Here is a 15,538-nt window from a genome sequence, read left to right as displayed (position 1 = left end):
CATGTTTAGTTTATTCAAGAAGAAAACAAAAAAGCAAAAACTACAGGCAAAATTCAAAAAGCTCTTAAACGAATGGAATAGATTATACCAAAAAGACAAAACAATGAGCGAGATTAAATATGCCCAAGCAAGAATTGTAGCTTTTGAAATTAAGAAACTAAAAATTAATAATAGATGAAGATTTTAAAGTATCTCATTTTTTTTCTGGTTATAAACTTTGGAGCTTTGACCATTGGCGGCTGGTTAATGAACAATGGACCGCTTACGGCATGGTATCAAAATCTTAATCAGGCTCCTTGGACACCTCCTAGCTGGGTCTTTGGGATTGCATGGACAACCATAATGATCTGTTTTTCTATATATATGGCTTATTTAGCTAAAATAGTTCTCGATAAAAAATTAGTGGTCTTATTCACCATACAGTTTATATTGAATGTTGTTTGGAATTATATTTTCTTTAATCAGCATTTAACAATACTTGGCTTGGTTTGTTTAATTATACTAACTTTTGTAATTGGCAAATTTTTATTGGATTACAAAAGTGTTTTAAAAATTAAAAGCCTACTTATACTACCCTATTTCATATGGCTTATTGTAGCAATATCGTTAAATGCGTATATAGTGCTTAAGAATTAATTACAAATGAAAATTTATACACTGCACAGAAAACAAAATTTGCCCATTGATATCGATACCGCTTGGGATTTCCTTTCAAACCCCAACAATCTTAAAACCATTACCCCAAACTATATGGGGTTTCATATCTTAACCGGTGCCGACAGGCCAATGTACGCCGGCCAAATCATTCAGTATATAGTTACCCCTGTTCTGGGTATAAAAACGAAATGGGTAACCGAAATAACCCATGTTGTAAACAAACAATATTTTGTGGACGAACAGCGATATGGCCCATATAGCCTATGGCATCACAAACACTTTATTAAAGCAATATCCGGTGGGATTGAAATGGAAGATATTATAGATTACAAACTACCTTTTGGCCTTTTAGGGCAATTGGTACATCCACTTTTAGTGAAACCAAAACTTGAGGAAATATTTAATTACAGAACTAAAAAACTAGAAGAATTATTTGGTACATTTTAAATGGCACAACCTATAAACATATTTTGGTTCCGTCGTGACTTAAGGCTAGACGACAACGTTGGGTTCTATGAAGCCCTAAAAAGTGATTGTCCTGTAATGCCCATTTTTATTTTTGATTCTGACATTTTAGAAACCCTGCCACAAGATGATGCGCGCGTTACCTTTATTTTTGAAACCTTACAAAAAATGCGCGATGTATTACAGAAAGAACACGATAGTTCGATTGCCATTATGCATGGCAAACCTATCACTATTTTTAAAGAGCTAGTCAATCAATACACCATTTCAACAGTTTACGCTAACCATGATTATGAGCCTTATGCCAAGAAACGTGACGAAGACGTCAAAATATTTTTAAATGCCTATAACATAGCTTTAAACACCTATAAAGACCAAGTTATTTTTGAGAAAAGTGAGGTAGTAAAAAATGATGGTGATCCTTATGTAGTTTACACGCCTTATATGAAAATCTGGAAAGAGAAATTTAACACCTCTTACAACTTAAACATATACCATACCAACAATTACCTTAAAAACTTAGTTAAAAAAACAGACTTGCCTAATTTAAGTTTATCGGATATCGGGTTTAAAAAGTCATCACAAAGTATTGCCGATTATAATGTTACCTCTACTTTAATTCAAGACTACCAAAGCACCAGAAATTTTCCTGCCAAAAATGCCACCTCAAGACTGGGACCCCATTTACGATTTGGCACGGTTAGCATTCGTAAAATAATTAAAAAAGCCATTACAGAACACAATGAAACCTTTTGGCAGGAACTTATTTGGCGTGAATTTTTTATGCAAATCCTTTGGCATTTTCCTCATACTGTAAACCAATCGTTTAAGCCAAAATATGATCGGATTGTGTGGAGAAACAACGAAAAAGAGTTTGAAGCCTGGTGCAAGGGCAAAACAGGATATCCTCTAGTTGATGCTGGTATGCGCCAGCTTAATGAAACAGGATTTATGCACAATAGAGTGCGTATGGTGACAGGAAGTTTTCTCTGCAAACACCTGCTCATTGATTGGCGTTGGGGAGAAGCCTATTTTGCCGAGAAATTACACGACTACGATATGGCCAGTAATGTAGGTAATTGGCAATGGGTAGCTGGTTGCGGAGTAGATGCCGCTCCCTATTTTCGAATTTTCAACCCCACCTCACAAATTGAAAAGTTCGATAAAAACTCAGATTATATTAAACGATGGGTACCAGATTTTCAAGAGCTTTCATACCCTAAGCCCATTGTAGATCATAAAATGGCTCGTGAACGATGCTTACAAGTCTATAAATCAGCACTTAATAATTAGTTGATAATTCTGCAATCCCAAAAATCAATTTATTGATGATTTCTTAAATAAACCACATTAAAAATGACAAAAATCACATATTGCATTGTTTTTAATTTATAATTTTGAGAATTATTAAATTAAAACCTTTTGTTTATGACCGATTTACAAATCGCCAAAACCGTTACACTTAAGCATATAAGTTCCATAGCCGAAAAATTCGGCATTCATCCAGAAGATATTGAAATGTATGGCAAATACAAGGCAAAGTTGCCTTTAAGTGCTATAAACAAGGAACGGGCGCAGAAAAGCAATCTTATATTGGTTTCGGCAATATCGCCAACACCAGCCGGTGAAGGTAAAACGACCATGTCCATTGGCCTATCGGAAGGTTTAAATCGGTTAAACAAAAAAACAACCGTAGTTTTAAGGGAACCCTCACTGGGTCCAGTTTTTGGAATAAAAGGAGGGGCTACTGGCGGTGGTTACTCACAAGTACTCCCAATGGAAGACATCAATTTGCATTTTACGGGCGACTTTGCCGCTATTGAAAAGGCGCATAATCTTTTAGCTGCCATTATAGACAATAATATCCAAAGTAAGGCTAATTCTGTACAACTCGACCCAAGGACTATTAGTTGGAAACGGGTGGTCGATTTAAACGACCGTGCACTAAGACGAGTTATTGTGGGCTTGGGCGGCACTACCTCGGGCGTTCCCAGAGAAACAGGTTTCGATATTACAGCTGCTTCAGAAATTATGGCAATACTCTGTTTGGCTGAAAATATTACGGATTTAAAACAACGGCTAGGCCATATCTTTATTGGCTACACATACGATAAAACCCCTATCTATGCGAAAGATCTAAAAGCTGAAGGTGCCATGGCGGCTTTACTAAAAGATGCTATTAAACCTAATTTGGTACAAACCATTGAAGGCAACCCTGCTATTATTCATGGTGGCCCTTTTGCTAATATAGCCCAAGGCACCAATACTGTTATAGCAACATTGATGGGGTTATCGCACTCTGAATACACGGTAACCGAAGCTGGCTTTGGATTTGATTTAGGTGCCGAAAAATTCTTCGATATTAAATGTCAAAGCGCTGGATTAAAACCTAAAGCCGTAGTGCTTACCACCACCATTCGTGCCTTAAAATATCATGGTGGTGCCTCACTAAGCACCCTAAAAACAGAAAATACGGAAGCTTTAGTTAAAGGACTTCCAAACCTTGAGAAACACTTAGAAAACATTGTTAAATTTAAGGTGGTACCCGTCATTGCCATTAATAAATTTGCTTCAGACACCGATGCTGAAATAGCGATCATTAAGGAATTTGCTGAATCGAAAGGCGTTACGGTGGCCTTAGCAGATGTTTGGGGAAAAGGTGGTGAAGGTGCCCTGGAATTGGCACAAAAAGTTATAGAAGTGGTCGAATCCAATACCTCTAATTTTAAACCTCTCTACCAATGGGAATCCGGTGTTAAAGACAAAATAGCAACCATTGCCACCAAGATCTACGGCGCCGAATATGTTGATTACACTTCAAAAGCCAAAGCACAACTTACCAAAATAGCAAACTTAGGCCTGGAACACCTACCTATATGTATTGCCAAAACACAAAAATCGTTATCGGATAACCCCAAATTATTGGGTAGGCCCAAGGATTTTATCATAACCGTTCGGGAAATTGAAATCGCTTCAGGAGCTGGCTTTTTAATCCCTATTACTGGAGACATCATGCGTATGCCCGGGTTGCCCACCCATCCTGCTTCCGAAAATATTGACATTAATGATGAGGGTGAAATTACAGGATTATTTTAGTTTTAGCTGTAAATCTTTAACTTTAAAGTTTTAACTCCCAACACTAATAAGAGCACAATAAGAGCTACAAAATAAACACTTGTCGAAACACTTTTTAGCATTGAAGCTATCATGGTTAAATTTACCTCTAGCCGTGATAAATCGGGGTAGGTATTTAACAATGTAATGATTCCAAAATTCTCCAAATAATCCGAAACACCAACTATTATTGGTAATACACACAAAAAAACAAATGGTTCTTTAAGTATATTTAATTTTTTAAGAAAATACCCAATAACCAAACAGTAAGTTAAACCAAATAGGAAAGGATAAACCATATCTACAGGAATTTGATTAGTGAGATATATGTGACGTCCCTCTACACTCAAAGTATTGAACAAATCAACTACATAATTGTAGTCGTATCCTGTAGGCATCATATCCAATAGCTTCATTCCATTAGCATAAGCTATAGTTTTAGGAATGGTTACAACCAACATAAAGCCATAAACCATATTGGTTATAACAAAAAGCATTAACACTTTCTTTCCTTGTACATTACTGGCAATGTATTTAATAAGTCGCTGCATTTAGGTCTTTTTTATACTTTTTTAAAAATATAAAAGTTTCTTTAGCTTAGCAATTAAGCTTTTTTTAATGAAACTAAATGACACTTTAATTACTTGTATAAAGCCTTTACAAGTATTTAAAAATTTTGCAACACCAGTTCCCTAAACTGGTTCTTGCAGAAAAAACAAGAGTTTATATAGTAAATGATAAATAACTGAAAAGCTATTCCACCCGTTCAATATGTGCCCCAATAGCACTTAGGCGTTCGTCTATGCGTTCGTAACCGCGGTCTATCTGCTCAATGTTTTGAATAATGGATGTCCCTTTTGCAGATAAAGCCGCAATAAGTAAGGATATCCCGGCGCGAATATCGGGAGACGTCATGGTCATGGCCTTTAAAGTCGATTTAAAATCATGGCCAATAACGGTAGCGCGGTGCGGATCACATAGAATGATTTTAGCACCCATATCAATCAATTTATCTACAAAAAACAAACGGCTTTCAAACATTTTTTGGTGTATTAAAACACTACCCCTAGCTTGAGTAGCCACCACTAAAACAATACTTAATAAATCGGGAGTAAAACCAGGCCAAGGTGCATCGGCAATGGTTAAAATAGAGCCATCTATAAAACTTTGTATTTCATAACCATCTGTGTGCGCAGGAATATGGATATTATCGCCTTGCTTTTCAACAGTAATACCCAATTTTCTAAATACATTGGGAATTAAGCCCAAATCGTCCCAGCTTACATTGGTAATGGTCAATTCACTTTTGGTCATCGCTGCCAAACCTATCCAACTTCCTATTTCAATCATATCTGGCAACATGGTATGGTCTGTACCTCCTAAAGTTTCAACACCATCAATAACTAACATATTGGAGCCTACACCACTAATCTTTGCCCCCATTCTATTGAGCATCTTGCATAGCTGTTGCAAATACGGTTCGCAAGCGGCATTGTAAATGGTCGTGCGTCCTTCGGCAAGTACGGCAGCCATAACAATATTGGCAGTACCAGTAACCGACGCTTCCTCTAGAAGCATGTAGGTCCCTTTTAGCTTTTTGGCTTCAACACCATAAAATTGTTCCTCACGGCTATAGCCAAACTTAGCACCCAGTTTTATTAAGCCTTCAAAATGGGTGTCCAACCTACGGCGTCCAATTTTATCGCCACCGGGCTTAGGAATATAACCTTTACCAAAGCGGGCCAGTAAAGGACCAACAATCATAATAGAGCCTCTTAGCCCCCTGCCATCTTCCTTAAAGGCATCTGACTCCAAATAGTTTAAATCAAGGTCATCGGCCTGAAAGCTGTAACTGCCCCTAGACAATTTTTCAGTTTTAACGCCAAGTTTCTTTAAGAGACCAATAAGTTTATTTACATCAACAATATCAGGTATGTTATTAATGGTAACCTTTTCTGGTGTTAACAATACAGCACACAAAATCTGTAAGGCTTCATTTTTTGCACCTTGTGGCTGAATGCTACCTTTTAATCGGTGCCCTCCTTCAATTTTGAATATTCCCATAAATGCTAGTAGCGTTTTCTTTGGCGGTTGGTATTTTTCTTGTGTCCTTTTTTACTAGAATATTTATTTTTAGACCGCATTAAACTTGATGCATCAGATAAGTCTTCATCAGAATTTTTCAAATTTATCTTACCTCCAGAAAGTTCGTATAAATGATCATAAATCACATCGTCTTCAACCGTGTCTTTGTTCCAGTTTAAAAAACACTTTTTCATGTGGTTGGCAATGGTATAGATTAAAGCCTCCTTAAGGTCGCCTTCCTCCCAAGTATTAGCAACATCTATCATGGTTTTGATATTGTTACCATAAAATCGGTATTTAGGGTGGTTTTGAGGGTATTTTAAGGGCTCTGGACGTTCTTCAAAAAGCTCTTTAGTGGGTTTGGAAAAAGGTGAATCTGCATCCAATTCAAAATCGGACATGATAAATAATTGATCCCAAAGCTTGTGCTGAAAATCTGGAACATCGCGCAAATGTGGTTGCAGATTGCCCATAACCGCTATAATGGCTTTGGCTAATTTATTGCGTTCTTCCTTAGTTTCCTTCGATTTGGCGTAGTTTATCATTTTTTGAATATGGCGCCCATATTCAGGAATAATTAAATGTTCACGCTCTGTGTTGTATTCTAAATCGTCTATCAAAATTTAAATGTGTAGAATTATTATTTTTTGCATGTAGTTGTTATGCCTGTGCAAAATACAAAAAAAATCTAAAGGCTTATAACGCCTTCTACTTTTTCTGCCACTTCTTTATATTTGTCTATTACCGCATCGGGGTTTCTCATTAATATATTAATGGAAACACTGGTATATTTGCCATTTTTAGATTCGATGGTATTAATAACCGCTCCCATATTATCGAAAATAACTTCTATTTCTGCTATTTTTTGAGCATCAGACTTTACAATGAATTTATATAAATATTCTGCCGGCCAACTTGTGGTTTCATAGAGCCGTGCCTTTAGTTTTTCGTAAAATGCTTCAGAATTAGAATCGTTGTCCATACGTTTTGTTATAAGCTGCAAAAGTACATGAATTTTTCAATTTTTTTTATATTGGTTAAATTACGATTTTTACACCCAAAACCCTGCCCATTTGGACACTAAAAAAATTATTATTACAGGAGGCCCCGGAACCGGAAAATCCACCATTATAAACGAATTGATAAATCGGGGGTATGCTTGCTTGAAAGAAATCTCAAGGCAGGTTACATTGCAGGCCCAAAATAATGGCATAGATCAATTGTTCTTAACAAACCCCTTATTGTTTAGCGAATTACTGCTTAAGGGCAGGCAGCAGCAATATATTGAATCTAAAAACTTAGAAACCGACATTGTTTTTTTTGATAGGGGCATCCCAGATGTTTTGGCCTATATGGATTTTATTGGTGATGTCTACCCCGAATCTTTTATACACCTTTGTAAAGCATCGCCATACGATACCGTTTTTATTTTAAAGCCCTGGGAAGATATCTATACAAGCGATAACGAACGTTATGAAAGTTTTGAGCAGGCCCTGCAGATCCACGATCATTTGGTTAACACTTATAAACATTATAATTACACTTTAATTGATGTCCCTTTTGGTACAGTAGAAAACCGAACCGATTTTATTTTAAATGTCGTAAATATGTAATATGGAACACCCCATAAACATATTGGAACGCTATTGGAACTTCACGGCATTTAAGCCACAGCAGGAAGTTATTATACAGTCGGTTATTGCTGGCGAGGACACTTTTGCGCTGCTACCAACAGGAGGCGGAAAATCGTTGTGCTATCAAATTCCTGCTTTGGCCAAGGAAGGGATCTGTATTGTTATATCGCCTTTAATTGCCTTGATGAAGGACCAGGTTAAAGCACTTACCCATAAAGGCATTAAAGCCATGGCTTTGACCAGTGGCATTTCATATAGCGAATTGGACACACTTTTGGACAATTGTATTTATGGCAATTACAAATTTCTATACCTCTCGCCAGAACGTTTACAACAAGAATTGGTACAGGATCGTATAAAGCAAATGCATGTGAACCTAATCGCTGTTGATGAAGCCCACTGCATCTCACAATGGGGCAATGATTTTAGGCCTGCCTATAAAAACATTAAATTATTACGCCAGTTACAACCCTCGGTAAATGTTGTAGCCCTTACCGCTTCGGCTAAACCCAATGTGGTTGAGGATATCGTAAAGGAACTTGATTTTATTCAACCTAAAATTTTTAAGCAATCTTTTTTTAGGTCCAATTTAGCCTACATGGTTTTTCATGAAGACGATAAATACTTCAAATTAGAAACTATTTTAAAAAAACAAACGGCTCCCTCTATCATATATGTAAGAAACAGAAAGCTGAGTAGGGAAGTGAGTGCTTTTTTAGAATCGAAAAACATTACCTCAACATACTATCACGGCGGATTAGCTAACGAAGAAAAAGACAAACACATGAACCATTGGCTCCATAATACCAAACAGGTAATGGTTGCCACCAATGCTTTTGGAATGGGCATAGACAAACCCGACGTTAAGACCGTTATCCACATTAATCTTCCGGAAAGCATAGAAAGCTATTTTCAGGAGGCCGGGCGGGCCGGACGTAATGGAGACAAGGCCTTCTGCATTATCTTAAAGAACAACAGTGATGAAGTGTTGGTAAAAAATCAGTTTTTAAAAGTGTTGCCAACGGTTGATTTTGTTAAACAGGTGTATAGAAAACTGTGCAGCTATTTTCAAATATCCTATGGCGAAGGGGAGTACAGCACTTTCGATTTCAATTTTAACACCTTTTGCAAAACCTACAATTTTAGTTCTATTTTATGCTACAACGCACTATTGTTACTGGACAGGAACAGTGTGATTAGCCTAACCAAAAGCTTCAACAATAAGGTGTCCTTACAATTTATAGTGCCTAATCATGTACTTTTTAAATATTTGGAAACCCATCATGATATTGATGTTATTGTTAAGGCCACTTTACGTATGTATGGTGGTATTTTTGATCACCCCACTAAAATAAATACCTTAAAGATTGCCGACAAGGCTTCGGTAACAGAACAGCGTATAATCAATATACTACAACAACTGGAAAAAGATGAAATTATTTCCCTTAATTTGGCAAAAACAGATGCCCAGATTACCTTTATAGAACCTCGTGAAGACGACAAGACTATTAACCGTATTGCTGCAATTATTGAACAGCAAAACCAGTTGAAACAAATACAAATAAAAGCTGTACTGGATTATATCAACAATGATTCTATATGCAAAAGCCTACAATTGCTTGGTTATTTTGGGGAAACCAACCTAAAGCCTTGTGGTATATGCTCGGTATGTATCAATAAAAAAAAGGCTGAGGACCCAACAGATTTAATAGCCTTAAGAAAAAGCATCATCGAATTACTGGAAAATGGCGAACGGTCTTCAAGAGCTATAATTACCTGTTTGAACGCTCCCGAATCGCACACTATTGAAATATTAAAACAATTGTTGGAACACAACATTATAAGCATTACAGAAACAAACACATATAAATTATGTCATTTATGAGGGATTTAAGAATTGTATTTATGGGCACGCCCGATTTTGCGGTACATACTTTAAAAGCATTGGTTGAACACGGTTATAATATCGTTGGTGTGATTACCGCTCCCGACAGGCCTGCTGGGCGTGGCCGTAAGCTTAACGAAAGTGCCGTTAAAGCATATGCCAAATCCCAGAACTTAAACATCTTGCAACCTACCAACTTAAAGGATGACGGTTTTTTAAATGATTTAAGGGCCCTGGATGCCAATCTACAAATTGTGGTAGCCTTTAGGATGTTACCCAAAGAGGTATGGCAAATGCCCAAGTATGGCACTTTTAATTTACATGCGTCCTTATTACCCAATTATAGAGGAGCAGCCCCCATTAACTGGGCCATTATTAACGGTGAAACCAAAACGGGTGTATCAACCTTCTTTATTGACGAGAAAATAGATACCGGAGCAATGATCCTTCAAGAAGCAATAGATATAGGTCCAGACGAAAATGCCGGAAGCCTGCACGACAGGCTCATGCACAAAGGCAGTGAACTTGTTTTAAAAACCATAACCCAAATTAAAAACAATGAGGTAACCCCTACCCCTCAAATTGAAACTAATAACCTTAAAACTGCCTATAAGCTCAATAGGGATAACTCTAAAATAGATTGGACGGCACCAATGCAAGATATTCATAATAAAATTAGAGGGTTGAGCCCCTACCCTGCTGCCTGGTGTGTTTTAGCTAATGGTGAAGATGCATTGGACGTTAAAATTTATGAGAGCAAAAAAGAGATAGCCGAACATACATTTGAAGCCGGCCATATCATTATCTCAAAGAAAACCCTAAAGGTAGCTGTTAGAAACGGGTATATTTATATAGAAAAAATGAAGCTGCCAGGTAAGAAGTTAATGGATGTAAAATCCTTATTGAACGGTTATCAATTTCATGACCATGCAAAAATGCGCTAAACCCTTACTAATACTAGCATTAACAAAACACCGATAAAACAGAGCTCCTTTATTAACAAATAACCCAAGTTATTAACAATACTATGCATTTCCCTTGCTATTACTTGCATGATTGCATAATCCGTATAAATTTGTAGAGGATTTAACAAAAATGTTTAACCAATTTTATTAATAATTTAAATTTTATATTATGAACAAAACAGATTTAATCGATGCAATGGCAGAACACGCAGGAATTACAAAAGCAGCTGCTAAAAAAGCTTTAGAATGTGCGCTTATAGAAATTGAAGGTGCTTTACAAAAAGGAAACCGTGTTTCTTTAGTTGGATTTGGTTCTTGGTCAGTTTCTAAAAGATCTGCAAGAGAAGGTAGAAACCCTCAAACTGGAGCTACTATCAAAATTAAGGCAAAAAATGTTGTAAAGTTTAAAGCTGGTTCAGATTTATCAAACGCAGTAAACTAATTTTACATCATAAATTTTCATAAAAGCCTTCAATTTTTTGAAGGCTTTTTTTATTTAACACCCCTTTAGAGTTGCAATTTTAAGATTTATATATTAGATTTAAAGGAAAATTCCTCAAAGGCATGATAACTCTTAAACCAAAAAAAGGTGATTTGTTAATCGCTGAACCTGCAATAATTGGTGATGTATCATTTAACCGCTCCATTGTTCTATTGGCAGACCACAACCATGAAGGTTCTATTGGTTTTATACTAAACAAGCCCTTAGAATATACCATTAACGATCTCGTTCCAGAAGTAGAGGCCCACTTTAAGGTGTATAATGGAGGCCCTGTAGAACAGGACAACTTATACTTTATACATAAAGTTCCAGATTTAATCCCTGATAGCATCGAAATCTCGCTTGGTATTTATTGGGGAGGTGATTTTAACAAAGTTGCGGAGCTTATCACCAACAATACCATTAAGGAGAATGACATACGTTTCTTTTTGGGGTATTCGGGATGGGATGCCAGTCAATTAGATGAAGAACTTAAGGGAAGCTCATGGGTTGTTTCAGAAAACATCTATAAAAAAGACATTATTGAAAAGGACTACCAAACCTTTTGGAAGGAAAAAATGCTCGAATTGGGTGGCGAGTACATTATTTGGTCCAATGCACCAGAAAACCCTAATTATAACTAGCCCAATCTTATACTTACATTTAATTTTTGTAGCAGCTCTTTGGATACTTCCTGCTTAAATAGCTTCTTTCTATATTTCGTTACTGGTTGAATACCAACAATAACATTACTTATAAAAATTTCATCGGCCTTTTGAAGTTCAAAAGGTGATATGGAGGCTTCGTCCAATGTGTAATCGGGGCTCTTTTTAATCAGTTCTATGATTTGCTTTCGCATAACCCCTTTTAGGCAACCATCTTCTGTTGGTGGTGTTTTTATAACATTGCCATTAACCAAAAATACATTGCCATTCAGGGCCTCAACCACTTGCTTGTTAGTATTTAAAAGCAAACAGTTGTCGAGCTTGTTTTCATTGGCAAAAATACTTCCAACCACATTTAAGGCCTTATTATTTGTTTTAAGGGCAGACAACAAGCTTGGCGACACATAATAATCCTTAAACAAGTCCACCTCATAATCATCACTATTTAACAAATAAAAATCTAACTCCAGCGGTTTTACCGAAATAACGAACTCCACATCATTGGTATGTGGCAAATACAGCCCTGCACCAACACGATGCACAGTTAATTTTACCCTAGCAGATTGTTTTAACAGCTTATTGGATTCTAATGTCCTTAAAATTTGTGCCTCTAAAAATTCCAAGGTAAAATTCATTGGAATTTCCATACGCATAATGCGCATAGAGGCCATTAAACGAAAATAGTGGTCTTCCCAAAACAGCAATTTACCGTGAACGGACCTTACTGTTTCAAAAAGGGCATCGCCATAGGCATACCCCCTATTGTTTAAAGGCAAAAAGGCTTCGTTTTCTACTATATTTCCATTAAAATTAACCATAAAAAATCCGCTATTTGTATTATTGAAATAGCGGACAAATATACTATTAAAATACGTTTTACACTAGGTTGAACCCAGTACTTGTTTTAAATCGGAAATTTGGTTATCCCAAAGCATTTTAGCTTCATCTAGTTCATCTTCCTCAGCAAAATCGGTAACTATTAAGGAAACATCTTTAGTAATTTCATCCACTTGTATACGAATTTCGAAATAGTAACTCAACTCATCCTCTTCATCTGCCAACCATCTAAACTTAACCCGTTCGCCGCTTTTCTTGCTCAACAATTTAGCTTTTTCTTCGCTATCGTCCCAAATAAAGGCAAATATCTCGCCCCTGGAATTTACATTATCTGAAAACCATTCTGATAGCCCAGAAGGTGTAGAAATATATTGGTACAACAATTGGGGTGAGGCGTGAATAGGAAACTCAATTTCAAACTTAATTTTATCGTCCATAAATAACTGTAAATTTTGTGATGCTCAATATATACATTAATTAATAAGTTTTACAAAATTTTTTGATAATATTTTCTACAAGTTCTGTTTGTATGCAATTATTTTGTTTTTATATTTGCAGCCTTAAAATACGGCGAGGTAGCTCAGGTGGTTAGAGCGTCGGATTCATAACCCGGAGGTCTCGAGTTCAAATCTCGATCTCGCTACAGCAGAAAAGGCCGGCACGATAGTGCCAGGCCTTTTTGTTTTTGGGAGCTAAAGCTTGCTTCAAAACAAACTGAAACAAAAAAGGGCAATAAACGCTATACGTTTAGGTTTTTGCTATTGTAGGGGCAACCAAAACAATGCTGTACATCTCGACTTTGCTACTACAATAAAAGTTCAATACAAAGTACTGGACTTTTTTAAGCTCACCGGTAAATACAATGTCTTGGCTTAATAAGAAAAAAGAATCTATAAAACCTATTCAAGATTAGGTTTTAGCATTTTTATAAAGTTGCATCCATATAATCCTGCCACTGTATCAAAACATACTTTTCGGCATTGTGCTCCTTTACTTTTAAAAACCCAAATTCAAAAACAAAAAGGTAAACATCTCCCTTTTGGTTCTTCCAATAATGGGTAAAAAACCTTGGATTAAACCCCTGTTGCAAAAGTACATTGGCCCTAACCGTAGCCTTACCTGCCTTATTAAAACGCTTTAGAATACGCCGGTTAAGCCTTAATTGGTTATCTACCTTATTATAAAACCTAGGGGCTTCGTCCAAAGACTTTCTATAGTGATAAGAACTTTTACAGTGAAGGTCACAAAACCTTTTATCTGATCTACCGGTATTCAATTCCTTATTACAGGCTAAACAAAGGCGTTTTGGCTTCATATTTTAATATTAATCAAAGATTAAACGAATACTATTCGTATAACATTCGAATATACCATTTTTATAGATTAATTTTAAAAAAAAACTTATGATTACTATTTCGCTTAGACCTTTTTGGCATCAACAAACAAAATGTATCTCTATACATTTTGACAATGACAATAACATTAGTGGTTATGTAAAAGCCTTTCCTGATGTTAGTTGGAACAATACCAATAAAACATTCTTCATCCCTCATTATAGAAATGCTATCTCTGATTTATTCAATTACTTCAGACAAAAAGGGTGGTATGTTGATTATAGTGCCTTGAAAACAACCCCAGAACCAGAAACAACAGAAAGTAAAGGGCAAGGCTCTCCAATAAAAAAATTGCCACCGCTTCTAGAAGAGCAAAAAATCCAAATTAATAAGTTTGGAAAATGGTTAGAACAAAAGCGTTTCAGTAAAAACACTGTCAACACTTATGTAGAAGTGACATCCTTATTCCTGCGATATATTAATTTTAAACAAATAGAGAGCATAACCAACAGGAGTATAGAACAGTTTAACTATGACTTTATTTGTAATGCAAAAAAATCCGTGTCATATCAAAACCAATGTATTAGCGGTATTAAACACTACATTGATTTTAAGGGTATTGAAATTGATAAAATTGACATTAAAAGACCTAATAAAGACAAGAAGCTACCAAATGTTTTAAGTAAAGAGGAAATAAAAACTTTATTTGAGACTACCAATAACTTAAAACACAAAACACTTTTAAGTTTGGTGTATTCGGCAGGACTAAGAATAGGGGAAGCTTTAAACCTAAGACATCGGGATATTGATTTTGAGCGAGGTCTCATACACATTAAGGCAGCAAAGGGAAGAAAGGATAGATATACTTTATTGTCTCGGGGTATCGTTCCAATGTTACAAACCTATTTAAGCCATTATAATCCCAAGCATTATTTATTCGAAGGTCGAAATGGAGAACAATATACACAAGTAAGCGCAAGGCAAGTATTAAAAAAATCATTAGTAAATGCAGGAATACAGAAATACGCAACTTTACATACTTTACGGCACAGTTTTGCTACACATTTACTGGAAAGTGGAACAGATATTAGGTACATACAGGAACTCTTAGGTCACAATAGCCCAAAAACAACCATGATTTATACGCATGTTTCAACCACTAACCTAAAAGATATAAAAAATCCTTTCGATTCTTTGTAAGAAAGTAACTATATTAGTAACAGATTAAACAATGATAAATTATATGGGTATAGATAATAGGAAAAAAGTAGCGTTATCCCTCCTTTTTGTAACATTATTAAACATTGGATTATCCATATAAACAAGTTAGGCACAATTAAATAATTCAACATATGAAACCATCTATCTACTCATTATTCCTTTTTACTTTAACAATACTAAGTTGTAATCAACAAA

18 protein-coding genes and 1 tRNA gene are annotated in these 15,538 nt (G+C 35.9%); 12 read left to right on the top strand and 7 right to left on the bottom strand.

Annotated elements, in window-relative coordinates:
• Position 1 precedes the first annotated feature (1 nt).
• The 5 genes from K7G79_RS10225 (at position 2) to K7G79_RS10205 (ending at position 4,218) form a co-directional block, all read left to right on the top strand.
• Positions 2-178 carry a Lacal_2735 family protein gene (locus K7G79_RS10225; RefSeq protein WP_223551483.1) on the top strand — a complete coding sequence of 59 codons (177 nt, stop codon included), beginning with the start codon at positions 2-4 and terminating at the stop codon, positions 176-178.
• Positions 175-636: a TspO/MBR family protein gene (locus tag K7G79_RS10220; protein WP_223551482.1), complete on the top strand. Its 462-nt coding sequence runs from the start codon at positions 175-177 to the stop codon at positions 634-636. Before K7G79_RS10225 ends, K7G79_RS10220 begins: the two co-directional genes overlap by 4 nt.
• Positions 637-642: 6 nt before the next feature.
• On the top strand, positions 643-1,104 hold the full coding sequence (locus K7G79_RS10215) for an SRPBCC family protein (protein WP_223551481.1): 462 nt from the start codon (positions 643-645) through the stop codon (positions 1,102-1,104).
• The gene (locus K7G79_RS10210; RefSeq protein WP_223551480.1) at positions 1,105-2,415 is read left to right on the top strand and encodes a deoxyribodipyrimidine photo-lyase; all 1,311 of its coding nucleotides are present in this window, start codon (positions 1,105-1,107) and stop codon (positions 2,413-2,415) included.
• A 135-nt stretch (positions 2,416-2,550) separates the two neighbouring features.
• Positions 2,551-4,218, top strand: a complete 1,668-nt coding sequence (locus K7G79_RS10205) for a formate--tetrahydrofolate ligase (RefSeq protein WP_223551479.1) — start codon at positions 2,551-2,553, stop codon at positions 4,216-4,218.
• 2 nt (positions 4,219-4,220) lie between these two features.
• Here the strand turns inward: K7G79_RS10205 and K7G79_RS10200 are convergent, their stop codons facing one another.
• From K7G79_RS10200 to K7G79_RS10185, 4 genes are all read right to left on the bottom strand, one after another.
• Positions 4,221-4,787, bottom strand: coding sequence for a hypothetical protein (locus K7G79_RS10200; RefSeq protein WP_223551478.1), 567 nt, complete (start codon positions 4,785-4,787; stop codon positions 4,221-4,223).
• A gap of 202 nt (positions 4,788-4,989) precedes the next feature.
• On the bottom strand, positions 4,990-6,300 hold the full coding sequence (gene murA, locus K7G79_RS10195) for a UDP-N-acetylglucosamine 1-carboxyvinyltransferase (protein WP_223551477.1): 1,311 nt from the start codon (positions 6,298-6,300) through the stop codon (positions 4,990-4,992).
• Between the two features lie 5 nt (positions 6,301-6,305).
• Complete coding sequence (locus K7G79_RS10190) at positions 6,306-6,941, bottom strand: DUF4290 domain-containing protein (RefSeq protein ID WP_223551476.1); 636 nt, start codon at positions 6,939-6,941, stop codon at positions 6,306-6,308.
• A gap of 68 nt (positions 6,942-7,009) precedes the next feature.
• Positions 7,010-7,303: a DUF493 family protein gene (locus K7G79_RS10185; RefSeq protein ID WP_223551475.1), complete on the bottom strand. Its 294-nt coding sequence runs from the start codon at positions 7,301-7,303 to the stop codon at positions 7,010-7,012.
• A gap of 91 nt (positions 7,304-7,394) precedes the next feature.
• Here K7G79_RS10185 and K7G79_RS10180 point away from each other — a divergent pair, with 91 nt between their 5' ends.
• From K7G79_RS10180 to K7G79_RS10160, 5 genes are all read left to right on the top strand, one after another.
• Positions 7,395-7,934, top strand: coding sequence for an AAA family ATPase (locus tag K7G79_RS10180; protein WP_223551474.1), 540 nt, complete (start codon positions 7,395-7,397; stop codon positions 7,932-7,934).
• Position 7,935: 1 nt separating this feature from the next.
• A complete protein-coding gene (locus tag K7G79_RS10175) occupies positions 7,936-9,840 on the top strand; it encodes an ATP-dependent DNA helicase RecQ (RefSeq protein WP_223551473.1) in 1,905 nt (634 codons plus the stop codon).
• Positions 9,837-10,784: a methionyl-tRNA formyltransferase gene (gene fmt, locus K7G79_RS10170; protein WP_223551472.1), complete on the top strand. Its 948-nt coding sequence runs from the start codon at positions 9,837-9,839 to the stop codon at positions 10,782-10,784. Before K7G79_RS10175 ends, fmt begins: the two co-directional genes overlap by 4 nt.
• 190 nt (positions 10,785-10,974) lie before the next feature.
• Positions 10,975-11,247 (top strand): HU family DNA-binding protein, encoded by a 273-nt coding sequence (locus tag K7G79_RS10165; RefSeq protein WP_019386644.1) that lies wholly within the window; start codon positions 10,975-10,977, stop codon positions 11,245-11,247.
• Positions 11,248-11,369: 122 nt separating this feature from the next.
• Positions 11,370-11,930, top strand: coding sequence for a YqgE/AlgH family protein (locus K7G79_RS10160; RefSeq protein WP_223551471.1), 561 nt, complete (start codon positions 11,370-11,372; stop codon positions 11,928-11,930).
• Here the strand turns inward: K7G79_RS10160 and K7G79_RS10155 are convergent.
• Complete coding sequence (locus K7G79_RS10155; protein WP_223551470.1) at positions 11,927-12,769, bottom strand: aminotransferase class IV; 843 nt, start codon at positions 12,767-12,769, stop codon at positions 11,927-11,929. The genes K7G79_RS10160 and K7G79_RS10155 overlap by 4 nt on opposite strands.
• A 63-nt stretch (positions 12,770-12,832) precedes the next feature.
• On the bottom strand, positions 12,833-13,225 hold the full coding sequence (locus K7G79_RS10150) for an START-like domain-containing protein (RefSeq protein WP_223551469.1): 393 nt from the start codon (positions 13,223-13,225) through the stop codon (positions 12,833-12,835).
• Positions 13,226-13,357: 132 nt separating this feature from the next.
• On the opposite strand from K7G79_RS10150, the gene K7G79_RS10145 reads away from it, so the two are divergent.
• A tRNA-Met gene (locus K7G79_RS10145) sits at positions 13,358-13,431 on the top strand.
• A 282-nt stretch (positions 13,432-13,713) separates the two neighbouring features.
• On the opposite strand, the gene K7G79_RS10140 is transcribed toward K7G79_RS10145, so the two are convergent.
• Complete coding sequence (locus K7G79_RS10140; RefSeq protein WP_223551468.1) at positions 13,714-14,103, bottom strand: hypothetical protein; 390 nt, start codon at positions 14,101-14,103, stop codon at positions 13,714-13,716.
• Positions 14,104-14,191: 88 nt separating this feature from the next.
• On the opposite strand from K7G79_RS10140, the gene K7G79_RS10135 reads away from it, so the two are divergent.
• Positions 14,192-15,322, top strand: a complete 1,131-nt coding sequence (locus K7G79_RS10135) for a tyrosine-type recombinase/integrase (protein WP_223551467.1) — start codon at positions 14,192-14,194, stop codon at positions 15,320-15,322.
• Positions 15,323-15,538: the final 216 nt, after the last annotated feature.

It is taken from the genome of Aestuariivivens sp. NBU2969 (assembly GCF_019931125.1).
GTDB lineage: Bacteria > Bacteroidota > Bacteroidia > Flavobacteriales > Flavobacteriaceae > Aestuariivivens > Aestuariivivens marinum.
This window is presented reverse-complemented; position numbering and strand designations above follow the sequence as displayed.